Here is a 23976-nt window from a genome sequence, read left to right as displayed (position 1 = left end):
CCGTACGGAGGGGGTGCTGGCCCCACCATCGGCCGGCCCGCTGCCCCGATGGTCCGGCGGATGGTGAGAAACGAGGCTGAACGCGTACAGATCGACCGAGCGAAACAAGGGAAGCCTCTGTGTTCAGCTTCAAACCGCTGCGCCGCCGACGTACCGCCCGTGCCACCCGTACCGCTGTCGCTCGCGCCGTCGCCGTGGGGGGTCTTGCCGTCGTGGCCTGCGCCACCGTCACGGCCGGCAGCGCCGGTGCCATCGTCAACGGGTCGCGATCCAGCGAGAGCTACCCCTTCATGGCGAGCGTGCCGATGTCGGCCCCGAAGCACGGACTGCTCGACGGGAACTGCGGGGCATCGCTGATCGACGAGCGGTGGGTCCTGACCGCGGCCCACTGCGTGCAGGGCGACGGCCTCGAACTGGAGGGCATCGTGCGCCTCGGCAGCGATCACCGGAAATCCGGCGGCACCGTCCGGAAGATCGACCGGACCTTCGTCCACCCCGGCTATCTGAACGGCAACAACACGGCCGCCAACAAGGACGACGTGGCGCTCATCCGCCTGGACCGACCGGTCTCCGCGAAGCCGATCAAGATCGCCGAGCGGCCGGGGAAGCCCGGCACGCCGACCCGGCTCCTGGGCTTCGGCACCACCTCCGACACCGAGTTCCTGTTCCCGGACCGGCTACAGGAGCTGAACACCCGCAGGGGCGCCGAGTCCGAGTGCGCGCCCGGGTACGCGGACCGGACCCGGCTGTGCACGATCACCACCGTGCCGCATGCCATGGCCTGCTTCGGGGACTCCGGTGGACCGCAGGTCCAGAGGGGGCGCGGCGGCCGCTGGGAGCTGATCGGCGTCACCTCGGGGCCCGGCGCCCCGAACGTCGCGTGCTCGCGGGGCCCCGGCCTCTACTCCAGCGCGCCCGCCTACGCCCGTTGGATCGAGCGGACCATCGAGGCCAACGGCACGGAAGGGTAGGGGGCGGCGACCGCGGCGCCCCGACCGCGGGCGCCGCGGCGCACCGTGCGCCCTCCGCTCAGGCGGTTCCGCCCTTCGCGGGTCGTTCCTTCTCGGCGTTGACGACGGCCCGCTCCAGGACGGCGGTGCGCTCGACGACCGTGCCGGGCTTGATGCCGCCGAACTCCTTGACCTGGACGCCGCGGCTGCCCAGGTAGGCGAAGGTCGCACGGTCGAAGACCAGCTCGGTGCGCTCTCCGGTCTTCTCGTCCAGGCGGGCCAGGGCGAGCCCGCCGCGGCCGACGGCGTCCTGGGAGTTCTGGACGAGGACCACGCCCGGGACCTGTGAGGCGGCACGGTAGAGGGCGGCGGCCGTCGGCGCCGGGACGAGCTGCTCGTTGATGATCTTCTGGATCTCCTCGAACGCCTGCTGGTCCCGGTCGCGCGGGCCGCTCAGCTTCGCGTAGATCGTCTTCAACAGGGCCTGCGGGTCGGCCGGTTGGGCCTTGAGCCAGTCGTACGACAGGCGGGTCTCATCGCCCGGGATGTCCTTGCCGTTCTTGGGCTTGGAGTAGGGGTTGTTCGCCCCGAGGCCGATGCCGCCCTTGGCCTGGTAGCCGGGCTCGTCGAGCCAGCCCTTGCTCGCGTCGGGGGTGTACCAGATCTCGCGACCGTGCAGCGGCTGGACCCACGTCTTGGACTCGTTGGTGGCGCCGTTGAGCGAGGTGGACATCCAGGAGACCGTGCTCTTGATGTAGATGAACTGGCCGGGCTTGGGCTCCGGCATCTTCTGCGCGCCCGCGGCGGCGGCGATCTGCTGGACGGTCGAGACGAGTTGGACCGTGCTACCGGCCTCCACCGCTACGACGGGCGCCTCGACCGAAGCCGGTTCGGCGTTGCCACCGCCGGTCAGCGCGCTCACGGCGAAAACGGTGCCGAGCGCGACGGCGGTGACCGGAACGCCGATGAACAGGGCGCGTCGGACCGGCCGCCCCGGCGGCGTGGGCAGGGGGGCGGACGTGTGGATCTCGTTCAACAGGTGCTCCTCGAACAGCAGCTGGCGGTCGAGCGACATCTCGGGGGCCGACGGGGCCGGCAACAGCCGGGCGAGCTCCGCGTGGTCCGACTCTGCGCGGTCCAGCTCTGCGCGGTCCGGCTCTGCGTGCTCCGGCCCCGAGCGGTTCAGCCCGGTGTGGGTCACGGGCTCGGTCCGCTTCCAGAACTTGCGGGTCATCCGTACGTCTCCTCGTGCGACTCGTACGACCGGGCCGCGGCGGTGCGGCCACCCTGTACTTGTCCGGGGCGCGCAAGCGGTTCCCGGTTCTTCTTCAGTTCCTGTCCGGCGAGTTTGCGCAGCCGCGCGCGGGCCCGTGAGAGGCGCGACCGTACGGTGCCGACGGGGACGCCCAGCGCGGCGGCGGCCTCGGCGTAGCCCAGGCCGGACCAGACGCACAGGGTGAACACCTCGCGCTCGGTGCGCCGCAGCATCTTCAGCGCCCGCTTCGCCGCGGCGAGTTGGTCGGCGTCGGCCATGCGTCCGACGAGTTCGTCGGCGAAGTCCGGGACGGTGTCGCGGACCGGCAGCCGTCCGAGGGCGGCTTGGTGGCGGCGTGCGGCACGTCCGGTGTTGCGCAGCACGTTGACCGCGATGCCCATCAACCACGGGCGCGGGCCCGCCTCGTGGTCGAGGAGCCGCTCCCGCAGCCGCCAGGCCTCCAGGAAGGTCAGCGAGACGACGTCCTCGGCAAGGGCGCGATCGCCCGTCACGCGGACGGCGTGCCGGTGGACCAGGGGGGCGTGGTCGCGGAAGAGTTCCCTGAACGCCTCGGGGTCCCCGGCGCGTATCCGGTCGTGCGATGAGTAGTTCACGAACTGCCTTGTCCACCGGGGGCGTCCGGTTCCGGTGACCTGCCTCACAGACCATCGGCAGTGGGGCCGCCCGCCCGGGGCCCTTCGGGCCCCTCGGCGAGCCTCAACCGCGCAGGTCGAGCAGCATCACCTCGCGGGGGTTCCCGCCGACCTCCCGCGGCTCCGCCTCGCCGATCGTGCGGTATCCCCAGGCCCGGTACGCGGCCACCGCGGCCTTGCTGCCCGGCTGCACGTTCAGCAACACGCGCTCGGCCCCGTTGTCTTCGAGCAGCGCCTCGTGGAGGCGGCGCGCGATGCCCCTCCCCCGCCACGGTGCGCGTACGGCGAGTTCCATCAGCCCGAAGGTGCGGTGCCCGTCCTCACGTCGCATGTCGGCGGACACCGGCACGGTCAGTTCGTCCCACCACACCGTGTCCGGGGGGACCGCCCAGCCGTAGGCCATGCCGACCGGGTCCCCGTCCTGCGTACGCGCCAAGGCGGCGCGAAAGGTGGCCCGGTGCAGCTGTGAGGAGAGGCGCCGCAGCGCCTCTACGGCGTCGTCCTCGGTCTCGTTGTACGGAGGTTCCGCGAACACCTCGGCGTAGATCAGCCCCAAGGCCCCCTCGGCCTTCGCTGCGGCCGCTCCGTCCATGCGCTCTACCGCAACCGTCGCCTGCTCCGCCATCCCATGCCCCCGGCCGGTTTCGCGGATGCCTGCTCCGCTCCTGAAGAAGATCGAACAGGGAACAGGATCGCCCACCACCAGGACCGAGGGGGCTCGGGGGGGCGACTGTCCGATCAGCGGGTCAGCCCGTCAGCCCGTCAGCCCGTCAAGGGAAAGAGCATGCAGCTGCTGGTGGCGTGGGCGAGCAGGCGGTCCTTCGCGTCGAACAGCTGGGCCTGGGCGAGGGCGGTGCGGCGCCCGGCGTTGATCACCGTGCCGACGGCGCGGACCCGGCCCGTCTCCACCGTGACCGGCCGCAAGAACTTCACGGTCAGATCGAGCGAGGTGTAGGCCATCCCTCGGGGAAGGGTGGACTGGACGGCGCAGCCCGCCGCCGAGTCGAGCAGCGTGGCGAAGACGCCCCCGTGCATGCTCCCGATCGGGTTGTAGTGCTCCTCCCCCGGCAGCAGGGAGAAGACCGCCCGGCCGTGTTCCACCTCGTCCAGGGCGAAGTCGAGGGTCTGACCGAGGGGCGCGCCGGCCAGTCGCCCCGCCTGCACCTCGCGCAGGAATTCCAGCCCGGCCATGGCTCCCGCGGCCCGAGCCGGGACCGCCGGATCGTCCCAGCTGTACGTACGTGTCCGCCCCACGGCGCAGCGCCTTCCCTAGCATCTGACTTTTGTGAATGAAGCTAGACCCGGTGCCACCTGACTGTCAATGACGCAGCCAGGCGCCTACGATGGCGGGATGGAGTGGCTTGAGGCGAGCACGGAGAACTGTCCCGTCCAGCGGGCACTCGATGTGGTCGGGGAGAAGTGGACCCTGCTGATCCTGCGTGACGCCGTCAACGGCGTCCGCCGCTTCGACGACTTCCGCCGCCACATCGGCTTGTCGGAGGCCGTCCTCAGCGACCGTCTGCGCAAGCTGACGTCGGCCGGCGTCCTACGGTCCAGCCCCTACCAGGAGCCGGGCAGCCGCTCCCGCAACGAGTACCGCCTGACCCGCAAGGGCTGGGACCTGTGGCCCGTCCTGGTGGCGCTGAGCCAGTGGGGCGAGACGCACGCGCTCGGCCCCGAAGGGCCCGTCATGGACGTGCGCCACACCGACTGCGGCGCCCCGGTCCGTGTCGCCGTCCAGTGCTCCGCGGAGCACACCGTCCTCTCCCCCGGGGACGTCACCGCCACGCCGGGCCCGGGGGCCCGCCCCCGGCAGTGAACGGTGTCGATCACGAGCGTGGACGATCTGTCACTCCACGGCAGCGTCGAGGAGGATCCGTGCCAGCTCGCGCGGCTGGGAGAACATCGGCCAATGCCCGGTGTCCATCGTGATCCCCTCCCGGGAGACCCCGGAACTGGGCCTGGTGCACGACCCGTTCCCGTTGGTCGACGTGCCGGTCGCCGTCCGGCTCGCCACCGCGCCGCGCTCGGTGCGGCCGCAGCCCGCCGGACGGGAGCCGGCCTGGCAGCACGACGGCGGGTACGTCCGCGTACGGGTCACCACCGCGGACGGGCACGCGATGGTCGTGGTCGAGCACCACTGACGCCGTGGGGGCGCGTAGGTGCGGGCCCGGGAAGGCTCCGGGTCAGCCGACCGGCAGCAGGGTCGGGTCCGCCACGATCCGGCGGACCGTCGTCAGCGCCGCGCCCAACAGCGGCCCGCGCCGCCCCAGCGCGGACGGGCGCAGCGCCTCCGGGGCCCACGGCCGCACGGTGACCCGGGCGGCCAACTCGGCGCGCACGGACGGGATCAGCCAGTCGGCGAGTTCGGCGTAGGCGCCGCCGAGGACCAGACCGTCCGGGTCGATGAGTTCCACGGCCGAGGCGAGGGCGAGGCCCAACGCCCGTCCCGCGCGCTCCAGCGCCGCCAGGGTGGGCGCGTGCCCGGCGGCGGCTCGCTCGGCCAGCAGGGCGATCGGGTCGCCCGCCGGGAAGGCGCCGGCCCCGGCGGCGCGGCCGTGCTCCGCGAGACCCGCCTCGCGCAGCACGGCCGCCTCGCCGGCGTACTGTTCCAGGCAGCCCCGGGCACCGCAGGCGCACGCGACGCCGTCTGGCTGGATGGGGATGTGGCCGAGTTCGCCGGCGAAGCCGCGGGCGCCCCGGAACAAGCGCCCGTCGATGACCAGGGCGGCGCCGATCCCGGTCTCGGCGGAGACGTGGACGAAGGTCTCCACGGCCTGCTCGGCGCTCCAGTACTCGGCCAGTGCCCCGAGGTTCGCCTCGTTCTCCGGTTCGGGCACGGTGTCCGGGTCGGGCCAGTGGTCGGCGATCCGGATGCCGTGCCAGCCGAGGTTGGGCGCGCGCTCGACCAGTCCGCCGGGGCCGTTCGGCACCACCCCGGGCACGGCCAGGACGCGGCCCTCGACCCGCAACCCGAGGGCGGCGGCCTCGGCCTCCGCCTCGGCGGCCAGTGCGGCGAGCTCCGCCAGTACCCGCCCGGCGGGCCGGCCCGCGTTGGCCCGTTCCACCCTGCGCCACACCCGCGGCTCGCCGCGCAGGTCCACCACGCAGGCGCCGAGGTGGGTGACGCCGATCTCCAGGCCGACTCCGGCGGGGCCCTCGTCGGCCAGCGACAGCGCGCGTCCCCGGCGACCGACCCGCCCGTCGGGCGGGTTCTCCGCCTCGGTCAGCGCGCCTCGTCCGATCAGCTCGTCGACCAGCGACGAAACGGCCGCCCTGGTCAGGCCGACGCGTCCGGCGACGTCCGCACGGGACAGCGGGCGGGACTGCGAGCCGTGCGCGGCGACCTCGCCGAGGACCACCCCGAGGTTGCGTCGTCGCATGTCCTGTAGCGAAGCGGGCCCGTTGCCCGGGTCGCCCTTCGCCCTGCCGCCCACCGCCACGCGCCGCACCTCCTACCGGTCCTCGGCCGGAACTCCCTGCAAGGCCCCGGCCCGACGCAGCGTATCCCCGATCCGCGTCAGGGCGTCCTCGTCCCGCTCCACCGGCGCCAGCACCGGGCCCCGCGCCGTCTTCCAGCGGCGGGCGACGGCGTCGGCGCTCTCGCCGGTGAGCAGCGCGGCGGCTTGGGCGGCGGCGCCGAGCGCCACCAGTTCCTGCGCGTCGGGCACCTGGACCGCGCGGCCCGAGAGCCGCAGGACGGTCCGCTGCCAGGTCCGCCCGCGGGCGCCGCCGCCGATCAGCAGCAGCGGCTCATCGCCCGCCGGGTCCGCGCCGCCCGCGCGCAGCACGCCGTCCAGGGCGGCGAGCAGGGCGTGGGCGGCGCCGTCGTAGGCGGCCTGCAGCAGCTGCCCCGGCGTGGTGTCGTGGCGCAGCCCGTGGACCAGGCCGGAGGCACCCGGGAGGTCCGGTGTCCGCTCGCCGTCCAGGTAGGGCAGGACGACCGCCGTGCCGCCGTCCTCGACGTCCTCGCGGCCGCGGCCGAGCAGGGCGGCGAAGCGGTCGACGGCGAGGGTGCAGTTGAGCGTGCAGGCCAGCGGCAGCCAGCCGCCGAGGGCGTCGGCGAAGCCCGCGACGGTGCCGCTCGGATCGGCGGGCCTGGTCCGGCCCACCGCGTAGACGGTGCCGGAGGTGCCGAGGCTGAGCACCGGCTGCCCGGGGAGCAGGCCGAGGCCGAGGGCCGCGGCCATGTTGTCGCCGGTGCCGGCGGCCACCGGCGTGCCTTCGCGCAGCGGCGTTCCGGCGCGCACGGCGCCGGCGCGGGCGCCCGGGGGCAGGACCTCCGGCAGCAGCCCCGGATCGAGGCCGATCCGGGCGAGGACGTCCCGGTCGTAGCCGTCCGGCCCCCACCAGCCGGTTCCCGAGGCGTCGCCCCGGTCGGTGACCGCCGCGCCGGTCAGCCGCTCGGTCAGGAAGTCGTGGGGCAGGCGGACGGCCGCGGCCCGGTCTGCGGCGGCGGGCTCGTGGGCGCGCAACCAGGCCCACTTGGGGGCGGTGAAGGCGGCGGTGGGCACGCTGCCGGTGCGGCGGGCGAGTTCCGCGGCGCCGATCGCGGCCTTCAGCTCGGCGGCCTGGGGCGCGGACCGGACGTCGTTCCAGAGCAGCGCCGGACGGACCGGCCTCCCGGCGGCGTCCAGGGTGACCAGACCGTGCTGCTGGCCGGCGATCGAGACGGCGGCCGCGCGGTCCGCCCGGCCGGTTCGCGCCGCGGCCTCGCCGAGCGCGTCCCACCACTGCTCGGGGTCGCTCTCGCGGCCGGCGCCCGTGCTGACGGTGTGCACGGCGCGACCCCGGCCCAGGACGGCGCCGGTGTCGAGGTCGACGGCGAGCGCCTTGGTCGACTGGGTGGAGCTGTCGAAGCCGATCACGACGCGCTGTTCGGGCATGCGTTCCTCCGATGGGGTTCCTTCTGGCGTTTCCGCATACTAATTTGTTTAGAGTCATTACAAACACCTCTTCGGCACTGAACCCGGAGCCGCTCCATGCCCAGCGACACCCTCACCCCCACGCCGGCGCACAAGTTCACCTTCGGTCTCTGGACCGTCGGCTGGCAGGGTCGCGACCCCTTCGGCGGCGCGACCCGTCCCGCCCTCGATCCGGTCGAGACCGTGCAGCGGCTGGCCGGCCTCGGCGCCTACGGCGTCACCTTCCACGACGACGACCTGATCCCCTTCGGAGCCGACCGGGCCACGCGCGAGCAGACCGTCAAGCGCTTCCGCACCGCGCTGGACGACGCCGGGCTGACGGTCCCGATGGCGACCACCAACCTCTTCACCCACCCGGTCTTCAAGGACGGCGCCTTCACCGCCAACGACCGCGACGTACGGCGCTACGCGCTGCGCAAGACGATCCGCAACATCGACCTGGCGGCCGAACTCGGCGCCTCGGTCTACGTCGCCTGGGGCGGGCGCGAGGGCGCCGAGTCCGGCGCGGCCAAGGACGTGCGCACCGCGCTCGACCGGCTCAAGGAGGCCTTCGACCTGTTGGGCGAGTACGTCGAGCAGCAGGGCTACGACCTGCGCTTCGCGATCGAGCCCAAGCCGAACGAGCCGCGCGGCGACATCCTGCTGCCCACGGTCGGCCACGCCCTGGCGTTCATCAACGCGCTGGAGCGGCCCGATCGGGTCGGTGTCAACCCCGAGGTCGGCCACGAACAGATGGCCGGGCTCAACTTCCCGCACGGCATCGCCCAGGCCCTGTGGCACGGCAAGCTGTTCCACATCGACCTCAACGGCCAGTCCGGCATCAAGTACGACCAGGACCTGCGCTTCGGCGCCGGAGACCTGCGGCAGGCCTTCTGGCTGGTCGACCTGCTGGAGTCCGCCGGTTACGACGGCCCGCGGCACTTCGACTTCAAGCCGCCGCGCACCGAGGACTTCGACGGAGTCTGGGCCTCGGCGGCCGGCTGCATGCGCAACTACCTGCTGCTGGCGGAGCGTTCCCGCGCCTTCCGGGCCGACCCGGAGGTGCAGGCCGCGCTCACCGCCTCCCGGCTGCCCGAGCTCGCCCTCCCCACGGCCGAGGACGGCCTCACCGGGCTGCTCGCGGACACCTCCGCCTTCGAGGAGTTCGACGTCGACGCCGCCGCCCGGCGCGGCATGGCCTTCGAGCAGCTGGACCAGCTGGCCCTCGAACACCTCCTCGGCGCCCGCTGACCCTACCCACGACGGAGCCGGGCCGTGCGACCGGCACGGTCCGGCTCCGTCGTCGTCCGCCTCCCGGGCGGGCCTCAGGCCGGGTAGGGCAGTTCGGCCTCTCGGGTGCCGGCCGGGGCGGCGCGCAGGGCTCCGTCCGGGCCGCCGATCCGCACCCGCCAGGGGTGCGGGCTGTCGGTGGTCACCCGCAGGCGGTCGTCGGTGCGGCGCAGCGTGAAGCGGGCGCTCTCGCCGGGGCCCTCGGTGTGCGGGATCACCACGGTGCGTTCGGCGCCGTCGGCGAATGCGTGCACCCGCAGCTCGACGCCCTCGGCCCAGGCGGAGACCGGGCGCTGGTCATCGGCCCCGGACGGGATCACGGAGTCCGGGCGGGCGAGCAGCGGCAGGGTGTGGAAGCCACCTCGTCCTCGGCCCGCGCACCGGCTACGCCGACCACGAGGCCCGGGCCCGCCACGAGACCGCCCCGCCGCGCCTGGTGGCGGCCGCGGGCGCGTGGTACGACGAGTTCGGCAATCTCCCCGTGGATCTGCCGCTGCGCACGGTACCCGGCAGTCCGCTGGCGCTCGCGCCGGGCGCGACCGCGACGCGCTGGATGGAGGGCCTCACCACCACGGACGCCACCGAGCCGGCCGGCTGCGCACACCCGCACTTCGGCCGCTGGTCGGCCGTCACCACCCGCGCCCACGGCTCCGGCCGGGTGACGTGCGTCGGCACGGTGCCGGGACGCGAGCTGGCCTCCTGGCTCGCGCCCGCCCCCGTCGGCGGCTGGCGCGACCTGCCCGCGTCCGTCACCGCGACCACCGGGACGGCCCCGGACGGGCGCCGCGTCCACGTGGTGCACAACTGGAGCTGGCAGCCCGCCCTGGCCCAGGCCCCGGCGCACCTGACCAACGCGCTCGGCGGCGCGTCGGTGCCCGCCGGCGGGTCGGTCTCCCTCGGCGCCTGGGACGTGCGGGTCTTCGTCGCGTCCTGAGCACGACGGGGGCGGCGGGCCGACCGGGACCCGCCGCCCCCGGGCGTCGCTCGCCCTACCCGGCGGAGAAGCGGTACGCCGTCCTCGACCGGTACCGCTCCCCCGGCCGCAGGACGGTGGAGGGGTACCGGGGCCGGTGCGGCGAGTCCGGGAAGTGCTGCGTCTCCAGGGCGATGCCCGCGTGGGCGGGGTACGGGCGCCCGGAGCGGCCCCTCAGCGAACCGTCGAAGTGGTTGCCGGTGTAGACCTGGATCCCCGGTTCCGTGGTCAGGCACTCGACGCGGCGGCCGCTGGCCGGGTGGCTCAGGACGGCGGCCCGCCGGTAGCCGGTGCCGTCGAGCACCCAGGTGTGGTCGAAACCACGGCCCGCCCGGTGGAGTTGCTCCTCGTCGTCGGCGATGGAGGTGCCGATCCGCCGGGCCCGGCGGAGGTCGAAGGGGGTACCGGCGACGGGCGCGGCCGGGCCGAGCGGTATCAGGTCCTCGTCGACGGGCAGGTACTCGGCGGCCTCGACCCGCAGCAGGTGGTCGAGCACCGTTCCGCTGCCCTCGCCGGCCAGGTTGAGGTAGGCGTGGTTGGTGAGGTTGACGACCGTCGGGGCGTCCGTGGTGGCCCGGTAGGCGATCGACAGCTCCCCTTCGGGATCGAGCAGGTACGTCACCTCGGCGGTGAGGTTGCCCGGGAACCCCTGGTCACCGGCGCGGCTGCGGGTGCGCAGGCGGACGCCGATCCGGCGGTCCGCCCGGACCGGGACACCGTCCCAGAGGCGGGTGGCGAAGCCGTTCGGGCCGCCGTGCAGGGTGTGGCCGCCGGCCAGGGTCGCCAGCCGGTGCGTCACGCCGTCGAGGGGCAGCGCGCCGTGGGCGATCCGGTTGGCGTAGCGGCCCACGGTCGCGCCGAAGAAGGACGCCGCGCCGAGCATGTCCGCCACGCTGTCGCCACCGAGGACGACGTTGGCCCGCCGACCGGACCGGTCGGGCGCGTTCACGGCCTGGAGGCGGGCGCCCAGGCTGAGCACCTCCACCGTCACGTTGTCGCACGAGCCGAACGTCCATTTGGTGACGCACCGCCCGTCCGGAAGTCCTGCGAAGTCCTCTTGGCTGAGCATCAGTTGGCCAGGGGTGACGAGTGCGTCTCTGGACACGGGACTGCTCCGTTCGACACGGTTCGGAAAGGGGCGGCGCGCACATTGTTAACGCTCACATATATGGCGAGCGTTAACAAGTTGACTTTTCAAGGAAGGCTCGGGAGGGCCGCCTCGACCGGAGCCGGTCTTCACGGCGAGCGGACAACGCGGACCAGGCACCGCGGCCATCGGGGCCACGGGCGCCCCCCGGGTCAGCGCCGGACGAACGGACCCGCGCTGCGCCGCAACACCATCTCCGGGGAGATCTGCACATGGGTCGGCGAAGGCGTGCCGCCCGCCAGCTCCCCGACAAGCAGTTCCAGCGCCCTGCGGCCGAGTTCGCCGAAGTCCTGCCGCACGGTGGTCAGGGGCGGGATGAAGTAGCCGGCTTCCGGAATGTCGTCGAAGCCGACCACGCTGATCTCGTCCGGGACCGACCGGCCGGCCTCGTGCAGCGCGCGCAGCAGGCCGAGGGCCATGTGATCGCTCGCGCAGAAGACGGCGGTGACGTCGGGCAGTTCGGCGATCCGCAGCCCCGCCTGGTAGCCCGAGCGAGCACTCCAGTCGCCGCGCTCCACCGCCGGTTCGGGGGCTCCGGCCGCACGCAAGGTCAGCCGCCACCCCTCTTCCCGGTCCTGGCTCTCCAGCCAGTTGGCCGGTCCGGCGAGGTGGTGCACCGTGTGGTGGCCCAGGTCGAGCAGGTGCCTGGTCGCCTCGCCGGCGCCGTAGCGGTTGCCCACCGACACCATCGGCACCTGGGTCTGGTTGCCCGAACCGACCGCGACGAGCGGTACGGAACTGGAGAGCCGGGCCACCGCGCTGACGGCGGAGGTCTGTGGCGCGATCACGACGGCGCCCTCCACCCCTTGGTCGCGCAGCCGGTCGACGGCCTCCTGGACGGAACGGCCGTCGAGGGAGCGCAGGCTCGTCACGCTGACGGCGTACCCGGCGCTGCGCGCGGCCCGCTCGATGCCTTCGAGCATCGACGCCGGGCCGTACAGGGTCGAATCGAAGCTGACCACCCCGAGGGCCTGCGAGCGTCGGGTGACCAGGGCCCGGGCGGCGGAGTTGGGCCGGTAGTCGAGCTCCCGGATGGCCGCCAGCACGCGGTCCCGGGTGTCGGGCCGCACGTGCGGGGCGCTGTTGAGCACCCGGGACACCGTCTGATGGGACACCCCGGCCAGTTTCGCCACGTCCGCCATCACGGGCTGGCGCGATTGCGTCCCGGCGTTATCGGTTCCCACTCGCAGTTCCCTCCTCGATTGCGGACCACAGTACGCGACCAGGACCGGGCCGGGCCGGGCCGGCCCTGATCCGGTACGCGACCCAGATTCACGGAAGCCCCCGACGCCCCTTGACGCCTCTGATGTGAGCGTTAACACTTCATTTCACGCCAGGCCAGAGCTACCGCGGCCCGCCGTTCCACGGCACCGGGAACCGCTCCGGCCCGCCCCGCCCGACCGCTCCCGGTCGCCCGACCAGGGTCGCTCCACGCCGGTCGCGGAACATCATCACTGGAGGATCTTGTGCGGAAGCTTTCAGCTGGACTCGTCGCGGTGGGGCTGATGCTCTCGCTGGCGGCCTGCGGCCAGAGCGCCAACGGCACCGACGGCACCGACGGCGCCGACGGCGGGACGGCCAAGGGCGACGCCAAGGGCGGGCTCGTGGGCATCGCGATGCCCACCAAGTCGTCGGAACGCTGGATCAACGACGGCACCAACATGGTCAAGGAGTTCCAGGCCAAGGGCTACAAGACCGACCTGCAGTACGGCGACAACGTGGTCGAGAACCAGGTCTCCCAGGTGGAGAACATGATCACCAAGGGTGCCGAGCTGCTGGTGATCGCCGCGATCGACGGTTCCTCCCTCACCAACGTGCTGCAGAAGGCCGCCGACGCGCACATCCCGGTCATCTCCTACGACCGACTGATCCGGGGCACCCCGAACGTCGACTACTACGCGACCTTCGACAACTACAAGGTCGGTGTCCTCCAGGGCAGCTACATCGCCGACAAGCTCGGCCTCAAGGACGGCAAGGGGCCGTTCAACATCGAGCTGTTCGCCGGCTCACCGGACGACAACAACGCCACCTTCTTCTACAACGGCGCGATGAGCGTCCTCAAGCCGTACATCGACCAGAAGAAGCTGGTCGTGCAGAGCGGGCAGACCGAGTTCAACCAGGTCGCCACGCTGCGCTGGGACGGCGGTGTCGCCCAGTCCCGGATGGACAACCTGCTGAGCAAGGCCTACACCAGCGCCCACGTCGACGCCGTGCTGTCGCCCTACGACGGCATCTCGATCGGGATCCTCTCCTCGCTCAAGGGCGTCGGCTACGGCGGTGCCAAGGCGCTGCCCGTCGTCACGGGCCAGGACGGCGAGTTGGCCTCGGTGAAGTCGATCATCGCGGGCGGGCAGACCCAGACGGTCTACAAGGACACCCGGCAACTCGCCAAGGCCTCCGTCCAGATGGGCGACGCCCTGTTGACCGGCGGCAAGCCCGAGGTCAACGACACCACCCAGTACAACAACGGCGTGAAGATCGTGCCGGCCCAGCTGCTCCAGCCGGTCAGCGTCGACAAGGAGAACTACCAGAAGGTCCTGGTCGACAGCGGCCAGTACACCGCGGACCAGCTCAAGTAGCGCGTGGGGCCCGCTCGTGCTGTGCCCTGACCCCTCTGCCCCGAACCCCTTGCCCTGGACCCTTTGCCCTCCCCCACCGCCCCGCCCCGCCCCGCCCCGAACGATACGGACGCACACCCATGGCCGGACCCCTTCTCGAAATGCGGTCGATCAGCAAGTCGTTCCCCGGCGTCAAAGCGCTCTCCGACGTCAACCTGACCGTCTCCGCCGGTGAGGTGCACGCCATCTGCGGTGAGAACGGCGCCGGCAAGTCCACCTTGATGAAGGTCCTCAGCGGGGTCCACCCGCACGGCGGCTACGAGGGCGAGGTCCTCTTCGAGGGCGAACCCTGCCGCTTCAAGGACATCCGGGCCAGCGAGCAGCGCGGCATCGTCATCATCCACCAGGAACTGGCCCTGGTGCCGTACCTGTCGATCGCCGAGAACGTCTTCCTGGGCCACGAGCACGCCACCCGGGGCATCATCGGCTGGCGCCGCACGCTCACCCACGCCGGCCAACTGTTGGGACAGGTCGGCCTGGACGAGAGCCCGCACACCCGGGTCGCCGACCTCGGCGTCGGCAAGCAGCAGCTGGTCGAGATCGCCAAGGCGCTGGCCAAGGAGGTCAAACTGCTCATCCTGGACGAGCCGACCGCCGCGCTGAACGACGAGGACAGTCGCAAGCTGCTCGACCTGATCCTCGAACTCAAGGCGCAGGGCATCTCCTGCATCGTCATCTCGCACAAGCTGAACGAGATCGCCCGGGTCGCGGACTCCGTGACCATCCTGCGCGACGGTCGCACCATCGAGACCCTCGCGATCGGCCGGGAGGGCATCTCCGAGGACCGGATCATCCGCGGCATGGTCGGCCGCGACCTGGAGCACCGCTACCCCGAGCGCACCCCCGACATCGGTGAGACCGCCTTCGAGGTCGAGGACTGGACCGTTCGGCACCCGATCGACCCGCAGCGCACCGTGGTGGACCGAGCCACGCTGCACGTGCGGCGCGGCGAGATCGTCGGCATCGCCGGGCTGATGGGCGCCGGCCGCACGGAGCTGGCGATGAGCGTCTTCGGCCGCTCGTACGGGCGGTGGAGCGGCGGGCGGGTGCGGTTGCACGGCCGGGAGATCCGCACCCGGACGGTGCCGGAGGCGATCGGGCACGGCATCGCCTACGTCACCGAGGACCGCAAGCACCTCGGACTGAACCTCATCGACGACATCAGCCGGAACATCTCGCTCAGCGCGCTCGGCAGGATCGCGCGGTTCGGCCGGGTCGACCGGGTCGACCGGGTCGAGGAGAGCAGGGTCGCCGAAACCTTCCGGCGGACCATGAACATCAAGGCCCCGACGGTGTTCACCCGGACCGGCACGCTCAGCGGCGGCAACCAGCAGAAAGTCGTCCTCAGCAAGTGGATCTTCGCTGAACCGGAGGTGCTGATCCTCGACGAGCCCACCCGGGGCATCGACATCGGTGCCAAGGCGGAGATCTACACCGTCATCGCCGAGCTGGCCGCCCAGGGCAAGGCCGTGCTCGTCATCTCGTCCGAACTCCCCGAACTCCTGGGCCTGTGCGACCGGATCTACACCATGGCCGAAGGCCGGATCACCGGTGAGGTCGCCCGCGCCGACGCGACCCAGGAAAACCTCATGCGGCTCATGACCATGAGCGCCGCATCCAGCAACGAGCAGGTGTGAGGCATGGCCCCGACCGAGATCATCCCTGATTCTTCCCCGAAGGCACTTAAGGCACTTAAGGCAAAGAAGGCGCCGAAGGCCGGCCCGAGCCGATCCGTCGGTTCTGCCCTGGCCGGCGCGCTGCGCGGCAACGTACGCCAGTACGGCATGCTGGTCGCGCTGGCCCTGATCGTGCTCCTGTTCCAGATCTGGACGGACGGCATCCTGCTCCAGCCGCTCAACATCACCAACCTGATCCAGCAGAACGGCTACATCCTCATCCTGGCGATCGGCATGATGATCGTCATCATCGCCGGGCACATCGACCTCTCCGTCGGATCGCTCGCCGCCTTCGTCGGGGCGGCGGCCGCCGTGATGATGGTCAAGCACCACATGCCCTGGCCGGTGGCCCTGCTCGCGGCGCTGGTGATCGGGGCGCTCGCCGGGGCCTGGCAGGGCTTCTGGATCGCCTACCTCGGGATCCCGTCCTTCATCGTCACCCTGGCGGGCATGCTGCTGTTCCGGGGCGGCACCCAGATCATCCTGCAGGGCCAGTCGGTCGCCCCCTTCCCCAAGGGCTTCCAGAGCATCAGCAGCGGTTTCCTCCCGGAGGTCGGCCCGCACACCGACTACCACAACCTCACCCTGCTGCTGGGCCTCGCGGTGCTGGCCGTCGCCGTCCTCCAGGAGCTGCGCGGGCGGCGCCAGACGGCCTCGTACGGGCTGGAGGTCCTCCCGCTCGGGCTGTTCCTGACCAAGCTCGCGGTGATCACCGCGGCCGTGCTCGTGTTCACGCTGCTGCTGGCCAGCTACCACGGCGTGCCGATCGTCCTGTTGATCCTCGGCGCCCTGCTGGTCGGTTTCGGCTACCTGATGCGCAACTCGATCATCGGCCGCCACACTTACGCGATCGGCGGCAACGAGGCCGCGGCCAAGCTGTCCGGGGTGCGGAGCAAGCGCGTCGTCTTCCTCGCCTTCACCAACATGGGCGTCCTCGCGGCGCTCGCCGGACTGGTCTTCGCGGCGCGGCTCAACGCCGGCACGCCGCAGGCCGGCATCAACTTCGAGTTGGAGGCCATCGCCGCCGCCTTCATCGGCGGCGCCTCCGCCAGCGGCGGCGTGGGCACCGTCCTCGGCGCGATCATCGGCGGTCTGGTCCTGGGCGTGTTGAACAACGGCATGTCGCTCGTCGGCGTCGGCACCGACTACCAGCAGGTCATCAAGGGCCTGGTGCTCCTCGTGGCCGTCGGTTTCGATGTCTACAACAAGCGCAAAGCCGGCTCCTGACCGGGCGCGCGGCAGGGCCGCGAGGAGTGGGGGCACGTCCATCCGACCTCGCAGTTCGGCGAGGTGCCGGCTGACCGTCGGCACCTCGCCGCTCGCGCCGTGGGCCCGCCGGCACCGCCCTTCGGATGGCCGGGAGGGCGCACCGGGGACCGCGCCGCGCGCGCCCCACGCGCCCCTCGATATCCCGCCAGATCACGAAGGGTCCGGTTATTTGGATCACCCCCCGGGGAGGTCTCGTCCGTGCCGCACCAGGTACGGCCGGAGTGCCACCACGGAAGGAATCACCCCTCGTGACGACTGCTCGACCCGCACGCAGCAGGTTGAAGACCTACAACGACCGCACCTACGTCCACACCACTCTGGTCCGCCACCAAGGCACCACCGTCGCCCTCGCCCTCGACTCCGAGCGGCGCCTGTACTACAGCGTCCTGGACCTCGACGCGGCCGCCGCCCTGCCCACCGGGGAGGACGAGGACGGCAACCCCGACCTCGACGTCTGGCACTGGGGCGAGGACCCGAAGGAGTTCGTCTTCCCGAGGGAGATCACCCGCGCCGGGTACGCCGTGCTCGGCGCGGCCCCGCTGCCGCGGGTCCGCAGGGGTAGCCGGGCCGAAGAGGGCGAGGACGACTTCTTCCTGGAGGAGGAGGTCGACCCGTTGCTCTCCTCCACGGCCCGGTTGACCGCCGCCGCCCCCTTCCAGGCGCTCTCCGACGGTCGGCACGTCTTCGTCTTCCGGCAGGCCGTCGCGGCCTCCCACGGCGACGCGCTGTACCGCACGCCCGACGGCGACGTCACGGGTGCGAAGGACGGCAATCCCGCCGTCGCCCCGGACGCCCTGCTCTGCGACCGCTTCGTCCTGGCCGGCGGCGACCTCAAGCCGGTCCAGGAGGTGCGCTACCGGCGCAGCCGGCACCGCGACCGCCCGGAGTCGGCCAAGGACAGCCTCGGCATCATGGACATGGACGGCGAGCCGTTCCTGGAACCCACCCTCGAACTCGGCTTCGTCGGCCGGGTCGCCGAGGGCCGGTTCGCCGTGCTGTTGGTCCCCACCGCGGTCGCCGACGTCCAGCGCTGGCAGTTCTTCGTCCACAACGCGACGTCCGAGCGGATCGACGCGATCAACGTCGAGCAGGGCGCCGACGGCCTCTTCCACACGCAGGGCACCCGCTTCTACACCAGTCCCGATCCCCGGCACCAGGACTCCGTCCTCGAACGCGCCCCGGGCACCTGCCCCTTCACCGGCAAGCCCCTGGTCCACGTCCCGGTGCAGACCGAGTTCGCCGAATCCGCGATGTGGTTCAAGCGGTCGACGGCCAAGGCGGCGCCGAACACCGCGTACTTGGAGGCGCCCGCGCCGACCGGGTTCGGCACGGGCGCCTACACGATCGAGGCCTGGATCAAGCCGGCCGCCCAGCCGGGAACCATCGTGGCCACGGACACCGGCCTCGCCCTCTCCCTCGACGCCTCCGGCCGCCTGACCCTGGCCCACGGCGCCGCCACCCTGGCCTCCGGCACGGGCGCCGTCGAGGGCGCCGCCGGTACGACCGTCGTCCCGCAGGACGCGTACACCCACGTCTGCGCGATCTACGACGGCGCGGAGGCCGCCCTGTACGTGGGCGATCTACAGGTGGCGATCGGCCCGCTGGCGCCCGCCGCCACGCCGGCCAAGCTCCTCATCGCGACCAGGAGCGCCACGGACGGCTTCTTCGACGGCGTCCTGGACGAGATGCGCCTGTGGTCCCGGGACCGCAAGCCCGAGCGCGTCGCGGCGACCCGCGGCGAGCGTCTGGTCGGGGACGAGCCGGGGCTCGCGGCGTACTACCGCTTCGACGAGACGGTGCACGGGGGCGGCGGCACCTTCGACCAGACCGACAACGGCCTGGACGCCAAGATCCGGGGTACCGGCGGGGTCCGGTGGGTCTCCTCCGGAGCGCCGATCGCCGACCACCCCGGCATCCGTCGCGATTGCTTCCGGGTGCTCGGCCGCACCGTCGCCGGTGGCCTGTCCGCCGCGCTCCTGCACCAGCAGGAGGACGCCGCCGTGGGACACGAGGGCCAGCTGAAGCCGCTCAAGCGCCAGGCCAGGGTGCTGCTCACCTGGACGGTGAGCGCCTCGGCGAAGGACAAGGACAAAAAGAACCGGATCGCCGCACTCGACCTCGGTGTGGGTCGCGACGGCCGCCTCGCGCAGATGACCGACAACCTCGACCTCCCCTCGGTCGGCTCGGACATCGAGGAGATCGACCCGGCCGAGGAGAACCGGCTCAAGGCGGAGATCGCCGCCTTGGAGGGGACCCTCAGGACGGCCGAGGAGGAACTGGCGTCCCTGCGGCTGGACATCAAGAACCCGGGGCGGATCCGCGACGCGTTCCGCGTCGCCCTCGGCGCCGCCACCACGGCGGCGGGGATCCCCACCGCATCGGGCGGGAAGACGGACTGCTGGGTCTATTTCGACAACGACGTCGACATCAGGCTCGTGAAGGTGGCCGACCCCGACGGGGACAAGGAGTACGAGCCCGTCACCGCCGTGGAGCTCGCGGATCCGGCCGATGCCTCGGCGCGGTGGCAGGTCGAGAAGACCAACTCCTACCACCGGCTGATCACCGCCGTGACCAAGGAGGTCCTCGCTCCGGACGGCTCTTCCGTGGTGCTGCGGCGCGACCCCGGCTCGGCCCTGTGGCTGGACTTCCAAGCCCGGGGCGCCGGATACCGCATGAAGACCGGCATCAACGCGGGTGGCGGGACCAAGGGCACCATGGAGCGGGGCTACTGCAACCTGCTCCATTGGGACGGCCACCACAAGAAGCTGGTGATGCGCAAGGGCGAAGGCGACCGCGTCGCCGTCTACTGCGTCGCGATCGACCCGCCCGACGACAAGGCCAAGGAGGCCGCCGCCGCCATCGCGGCCGCCGACGTGCGCCGCCAGCTCGTGGCGAACGGCGCGGCGAACATCGCCGGCCACACCGACAAGATCACCCGCTTGAAGGACTCCCTGGCCGCCAAGCAGGAACGGCTCGGTCGGATCACCGGCGGCACCAAGGGGCGCAGCGACCGCACGCTGCCCATGGCCCGGCTCGGGCAGGACGGCCTGGGCCTCGGTTGGGCCGGCGCGGTCCTCGACTTCGCGACCACCTCGGGCTCCCCCTTCCTCGCGGAGAGCGGCACCGGGCACCTCGGCCTCTACTACCGCGACGACTCCGGCCGCTTCTCCGGCGTCTTCTACGACACGACCATCGGCCGTGCCGGCAAGGTGCTCGCCGCCTCGAACGGCACCACGGTGCACCTGACCGCCCGGGACGCGGGCTTCGCGCTCGGCACGTGCAAGGTCAAGGTCGCCGCGGACGCCGTCGGCCCGTTCGCCGACCGCTGCACCCTCACCCTGACCGGCGGCGACGGCGGCTCCGAGACCTGGGCCCTGCTGCCGCGCTCCGCGAGCGCCATGGTGGCCGCCCTCAACGGCGTCCGCGCGGAGCCGGTCCCGGTCGGGAGCACCGCGTCCTTCAAGGACGGCGTACTGACCCTCGCCTCCCCCGGCGCCCGCCGAGCGCTCGCCGCCGGCGATCTGATCGACGTCGGCGGCGCCACCTACGCGCTCACCGCGGAGGTCGCCGCGAAGGCGACCGAGCTGCGGCTGACCCACGGCCCGAACGACGCGGCCGTCGCCGTCGGGACCGCCGTCCGCCTCGTCTCGTACGCCCCGGAACTCGTGACGCACGAACGCCCCGGATCAGGGGGCGCGTACGGGTCCCGCTTCGTCACCGCCTCGTTGATCGGCGGCGCGGGCAAGGTCCAGGACGGTACCGCGACCGACGAGGGCGAGGCACGTCCGTCGCGGTGGTGGGGCGACCTGCCGGGCCGCGCGCTGGACTTCGCCGCCACGACCGAGCCGCCCGCCCTGCCCGCCGCGCTCCGCCCGGCCGCCCGGCACTCCGACGACCTCACCGTCGAGGCGTGGCTGAAGCCGAAGGACGGCGACGCGGCGCGCGTCGTCCATGCCAACCTGGGCGCGGAGTCGCAGTACGTGCTCGCTCTCGGTGCGAAGGACGCGGCCGGGCGACGACCGGTGGTCCTCGGCGTCGGCGCGAGCTTCGCGGTGTCCCGGGCCACCGTCGCCGCCGACGAGTGGACCCACGTCGCCGCTGCGTTCGAGCAGTCCTGGGGGCTGCGCTTCGCGGGCGGCGTCCATGCCGACACCCCGCACGCCGACGACCTGAACGTCTCCAAGGACCTCACCCTGGAGGTGTTCCTGCGGACCGCGGAACTCGGCGCCGCCCAGGGCGTGTTGTCCAAGGGCCGCATCGACGACGGGCGGGGAGGACGGGTCCCCTACCAACTCGGCATCGAGGCCGACGGTCGGCTCTTCTTCGCCTTCGAGGACGCCGCCGGCAGCGAGGTGCGGCTGAACTCGGCGAACACCGCGCAGGGCAAGGTCAGGGCCAACGCCGTCCACCGCGTCGGCGTGGTCCGCAAGCTCGGCGAGAGCCGTGAGGAGACGCGCCTGCCCAAGGACCTCAAGGCCGACGACACCGCCGCGTTGGAGAAGGCCGTCACCGCGTTCGTCGATTCCATCGTCGTCCGCCAGTGGTCCGACATCACCTTCTACATCGACGGCGTCGCCGCCGGGAACGTCCGCTACGCGGGCGCGCCCGACCTGGGTCATCCCGGGGCCCTGGAGATCGGTCGGGGCCGCCGCAGCGCCGGCGACCAGCCGTTCACCGGGATCATCGGCGAGGCACGGGTGTGGAACACCGCCCGGGACGCGAAGGAGATCGGCTCGGACCTCCCCGTGACCGACGGTCGGACCTGGGGCGGGCCGACGGTCCGCCCCGAGGGGTTGATCGCCCGCTGGCGGTTCGAGGAGAAGCTGGGCAACCTCGCGGCCGACGACGCCGGCAGCCACCAGGTCCGACTGCACGGCGTGAAGTGGGTGAAGAACCCCGATCCGAAGGGCAGCACCTTCCGCCTGTACCTGAACGGCCGGCCCACGCAGAGCCTCCCGCTGGCCGCCGCCGACGCTCCCGGTCGGGGGTCCTACGGCACGGAGCAGTTCGCCCTGGGCGGGCGGACCGAGGGGAGCACGACGGCGGAGCGGTACCTCGGCGTCCTCGAACAGGTACGGATCTGGCGCGTGGCCCGCGGCGAGGAGCAGATCCTCGACAACCTCTTCGGCCGTCTGATCGGGGACACCGCCGACCTCATCGCCTACTACCCCTTCGACGACGAGTCGACCGAGACGGACGCGACGGCCGTGCTCGACCACGGCCCGCGCGCCCTGGACCTCCCGCTGCCCACGGCCGCCGCGGCCCGCCCGACCCCGCTGATGTCCACCGCGCCGATCTCCTCCGACTCCCCGGAGGTCCGCCCGGTCTTCGCCACCGGGCAGCCCGGCTACGTGCGGACCATCACCGGCACCCCGGCGGTGGGCGAGTACGCCGACCTGCAGCGCAGTCGGCGGGACGGCTCGACGCGCGGCGTGCTGAAGCGCGCCTACTCCTACCTCCAGGACGGCGCCTGGCACCTGGTCACCGGCTACAAGCTCGGTGACCTGAAGTCCGAATGGGTCAGCCAAGTGCAGTTCGACCCGCAGCTCGTGGGCTACATCGAGGGCGCGCCGCCGATTCCGTCGGAGAACCTGGTGGCCACCCGACGGCTCAGTTCCCTGAGCTACATCAACGCCACGTCGGTGGAGTTCCAGCAGGCCGACCAGGTGGTACAGACCCTGTCCTCGGGCGGCGAGAAGAGCGTCGACACCTCGCTGGCCGTGCAGTTCAACAACACGGTGGACAGCGACACCCTCCTGATCCAGGCGCCGCTCGGCATCGGCGTGGCGACCCCGGCCGCCAGCGTCGACGCGGTCGTCACCATCGGCGGCACCTTGGAGGTCTCCAACGCCTGGGGCCACCAGACCGACGTCGCCGAAGGCGTGAACACCGCTCGCTCCACGTCCGTGGGCCTCAGTGGTGGCTGGGAGCCGGACACCGCGAAGGACCAGCTCGATCCGGAGGGCGGTCGGCGCTTCATCGCGGCCAACACGGGCTACGCGCTGGTGCAGTCGGAGACCGCGGACGTGTTCGCGCTGCGGGTCGAGCACAGCGGCGCGGTGGTGGCCTACCGGATGCTGCCGAACCCGGACATCCCCCGGGACTGGAACCTGCTGCCGTTCCCGCTCAATCCCCGCTACGTCAAGCAGGGCACCCTGGACGGCACCGTCGGCTTCACCGCGACGGGCAAGCTCCTCGACCCCGACTACCAGGACGCCTCGGACTACGGCGAGTACAGCTACTACAAGCCCAAGGAGGCCTACGCGCTCAAGCGTCGGATCGCCGAGGACCAGCAGCGGCGCCAGGCGTTCTACGAGGGCGTCTCGACCGGGGACGCCGACCCCGACCCCACCTACAAGCGGGCGGAGGAGCTCCTGAGCCGCTTCACCGGCCCGATCCCGGGCCCCGGCAAGGACCAGGGGGACAAGGACCGGGCGGCCGCCTTCGCCCGCCGCGACCTCGTCAACACCTACGTGTGGTCCGCCGACGGCGGCTTCTTCGCCGAGACCACCGAGACCACCGACGTGGTCACCGAGACCACCACGGGCTCCTACCGGTTCAACGGCACGGCCACCGCGGGCCTCAACACCGGCTTCACCGTCTTCGGCGTCGGCATCGGGGTCCAGGTGGACTCCGCACTCGGGGGCGGCATCAGCCGGACCCGGGCGAAGTCGAAGGAGTCGACCCGCACCTTCGGCCTCAACATCATGGTCGACACCCCCGGAGACATGCAGAAGTACGACGCCGACGCCAACCCCGTCTACAAGGACGGCAAGCCCGTCGAAGTCCCCGGACGGGTCGACGCCTACCGGTTCATGACCTTCTACCTGGACAGCGACAAGAACAACTTCGAGGACTTCTACGGCAAGGTCGTGGACCGGAAGTGGCTGGAGGGCGCGGACCCCAACGCCGCGGCGCTGCGCCAGGCCCGCCAGTCCGAGGCCAAGCCCCCGTGCTGGCGCGTCCTGCACCGGGTGACCTTCGTCAGCCGCAAGCTCCCCCCGGTGACCCCGATCGGCGCGACCAGGCTGGAGAAGGCGATGCGCGCCGCCGACGTCGCCAGCAACTACGAACTGGTCCGCCGCATCGACCCGTTCGTCGATCCTGCGGTGCAGGACCGTACCGAACTGACCCGTCAGGTCCGCACGGCGATCGACGTCCACCTGCCGGAACTGGCCGGCCACACGGACCAGATCACCGATTTCTACGCGGACTTCTACGGCATCGCCTGAGCCGGCCGA

The 23976-nt window shown here is 72.2% G+C and carries 18 protein-coding genes and 1 pseudogene; 9 read left to right on the top strand and 10 right to left on the bottom strand.

Annotated features, from left to right (window positions below; all coding sequences use genetic code 11):
- Positions 1 to 119 precede the first annotated feature (119 nt).
- The gene (locus ACIQWR_RS21485) at positions 120 to 971 is read left to right on the top strand and encodes a S1 family peptidase (protein WP_404011787.1); all 852 of its coding nucleotides are present in this window, start codon (positions 120 to 122) and stop codon (positions 969 to 971) included.
- Positions 972 to 1029: 58 nt separating this feature from the next.
- Here ACIQWR_RS21485 and ACIQWR_RS21480 read toward each other — a convergent pair whose 3' ends face one another.
- The 4 genes from ACIQWR_RS21480 to ACIQWR_RS21465 form a co-directional block, all read right to left on the bottom strand.
- On the bottom strand, positions 1030 to 2184 hold the full coding sequence (locus ACIQWR_RS21480; RefSeq protein WP_404011785.1) for a CU044_5270 family protein: 1155 nt from the start codon (positions 2182 to 2184) through the stop codon (positions 1030 to 1032).
- A complete protein-coding gene (locus tag ACIQWR_RS21475; RefSeq protein ID WP_404011782.1) occupies positions 2181 to 2819 on the bottom strand; it encodes an RNA polymerase sigma factor in 639 nt (212 codons plus the stop codon). The genes ACIQWR_RS21480 and ACIQWR_RS21475 overlap by 4 nt, the downstream gene beginning before the upstream one ends.
- 103 nt (positions 2820 to 2922) lie before the next feature.
- Entirely contained in the window at positions 2923 to 3450 is a 528-nt protein-coding gene (locus ACIQWR_RS21470; RefSeq protein ID WP_404011780.1) for a GNAT family N-acetyltransferase, read from the bottom strand.
- Between the two features lie 170 nt (positions 3451 to 3620).
- Complete coding sequence (locus ACIQWR_RS21465) at positions 3621 to 4112, bottom strand: PaaI family thioesterase (RefSeq protein WP_404011778.1); 492 nt, start codon at positions 4110 to 4112, stop codon at positions 3621 to 3623.
- Between the two features lie 97 nt (positions 4113 to 4209).
- Between ACIQWR_RS21465 and ACIQWR_RS21460 the strand changes: the two genes are divergently transcribed.
- Positions 4210 to 4677 carry a winged helix-turn-helix transcriptional regulator gene (locus ACIQWR_RS21460; protein ID WP_404011776.1) on the top strand — a complete coding sequence of 156 codons (468 nt, stop codon included), beginning with the start codon at positions 4210 to 4212 and terminating at the stop codon, positions 4675 to 4677.
- A gap of 30 nt (positions 4678 to 4707) precedes the next feature.
- Here ACIQWR_RS21460 and ACIQWR_RS21455 read toward each other — a convergent pair.
- A pseudogene (locus ACIQWR_RS21455) lies at positions 4708 to 4791 on the bottom strand (alpha/beta hydrolase); the annotation flags it as partial.
- Here ACIQWR_RS21455 and ACIQWR_RS21450 point away from each other — a divergent pair.
- A complete protein-coding gene (locus ACIQWR_RS21450; protein WP_404012048.1) occupies positions 4778 to 5002 on the top strand; it encodes a hypothetical protein in 225 nt (74 codons plus the stop codon). The pseudogene ACIQWR_RS21455 and the gene ACIQWR_RS21450 sit on opposite strands and share 14 nt — an antisense overlap.
- Before the next feature lie 42 nt (positions 5003 to 5044).
- On the opposite strand, the gene ACIQWR_RS21445 is transcribed toward ACIQWR_RS21450, so the two are convergent.
- Together ACIQWR_RS21445 and xylB are read right to left on the bottom strand one after the other, a co-directional pair.
- Complete coding sequence (locus tag ACIQWR_RS21445) at positions 5045 to 6241, bottom strand: ROK family protein (RefSeq protein ID WP_404011775.1); 1197 nt, start codon at positions 6239 to 6241, stop codon at positions 5045 to 5047.
- 72 nt (positions 6242 to 6313) lie between these two features.
- On the bottom strand, positions 6314 to 7744 hold the full coding sequence (gene xylB, locus ACIQWR_RS21440; RefSeq protein ID WP_404011772.1) for a xylulokinase: 1431 nt from the start codon (positions 7742 to 7744) through the stop codon (positions 6314 to 6316).
- 96 nt (positions 7745 to 7840) lie between these two features.
- On the opposite strand from xylB, the gene xylA reads away from it, so the two are divergent.
- Positions 7841 to 9013, top strand: coding sequence for a xylose isomerase (xylA, locus tag ACIQWR_RS21435; protein WP_404011769.1), 1173 nt, complete (start codon positions 7841 to 7843; stop codon positions 9011 to 9013).
- Positions 9014 to 9087: 74 nt separating this feature from the next.
- Here xylA and ACIQWR_RS21430 read toward each other — a convergent pair whose 3' ends face one another.
- Positions 9088 to 9372: a hypothetical protein gene (locus tag ACIQWR_RS21430; protein ID WP_404012045.1), complete on the bottom strand. Its 285-nt coding sequence runs from the start codon at positions 9370 to 9372 to the stop codon at positions 9088 to 9090.
- On the opposite strand from ACIQWR_RS21430, the gene ACIQWR_RS21425 reads away from it, so the two are divergent.
- Positions 9297 to 9986, top strand: coding sequence for a beta-galactosidase trimerization domain-containing protein (locus ACIQWR_RS21425; protein WP_404011766.1), 690 nt, complete (start codon positions 9297 to 9299; stop codon positions 9984 to 9986). The two genes, ACIQWR_RS21430 and ACIQWR_RS21425, sit on opposite strands and share 76 nt — an antisense overlap.
- 55 nt (positions 9987 to 10041) lie before the next feature.
- Here the strand turns inward: ACIQWR_RS21425 and ACIQWR_RS21420 are convergent, their stop codons facing one another.
- On the bottom strand, positions 10042 to 11130 hold the full coding sequence (locus tag ACIQWR_RS21420; protein ID WP_404011764.1) for an aldose epimerase family protein: 1089 nt from the start codon (positions 11128 to 11130) through the stop codon (positions 10042 to 10044).
- 194 nt (positions 11131 to 11324) lie between these two features.
- Positions 11325 to 12314, bottom strand: coding sequence for a LacI family DNA-binding transcriptional regulator (locus ACIQWR_RS21415; protein ID WP_404012039.1), 990 nt, complete (start codon positions 12312 to 12314; stop codon positions 11325 to 11327).
- Between the two features lie 363 nt (positions 12315 to 12677).
- Here ACIQWR_RS21415 and chvE point away from each other — a divergent pair, with 363 nt between their 5' ends.
- From chvE to ACIQWR_RS21395, 4 genes are all read left to right on the top strand, one after another.
- Complete coding sequence (chvE, locus tag ACIQWR_RS21410; RefSeq protein ID WP_404012036.1) at positions 12678 to 13751, top strand: multiple monosaccharide ABC transporter substrate-binding protein; 1074 nt, start codon at positions 12678 to 12680, stop codon at positions 13749 to 13751.
- A gap of 119 nt (positions 13752 to 13870) precedes the next feature.
- Positions 13871 to 15427 (top strand): multiple monosaccharide ABC transporter ATP-binding protein, encoded by a 1557-nt coding sequence (gene mmsA, locus ACIQWR_RS21405; RefSeq protein ID WP_404011761.1) that lies wholly within the window; start codon positions 13871 to 13873, stop codon positions 15425 to 15427.
- A gap of 3 nt (positions 15428 to 15430) precedes the next feature.
- Positions 15431 to 16693: a multiple monosaccharide ABC transporter permease gene (gene mmsB, locus ACIQWR_RS21400; protein ID WP_404011759.1), complete on the top strand. Its 1263-nt coding sequence runs from the start codon at positions 15431 to 15433 to the stop codon at positions 16691 to 16693.
- A gap of 290 nt (positions 16694 to 16983) precedes the next feature.
- Positions 16984 to 23967, top strand: a complete 6984-nt coding sequence (locus ACIQWR_RS21395) for a LamG-like jellyroll fold domain-containing protein (RefSeq protein ID WP_404011757.1) — start codon at positions 16984 to 16986, stop codon at positions 23965 to 23967.
- Positions 23968 to 23976 lie beyond the last annotated feature (9 nt).

This window comes from Streptomyces sp. NPDC098789, assembly GCF_044759975.1.
In the GTDB taxonomy this organism is placed as follows: domain Bacteria; phylum Actinomycetota; class Actinomycetes; order Streptomycetales; family Streptomycetaceae; genus Streptomyces.
This window is presented reverse-complemented; position numbering and strand designations above follow the sequence as displayed.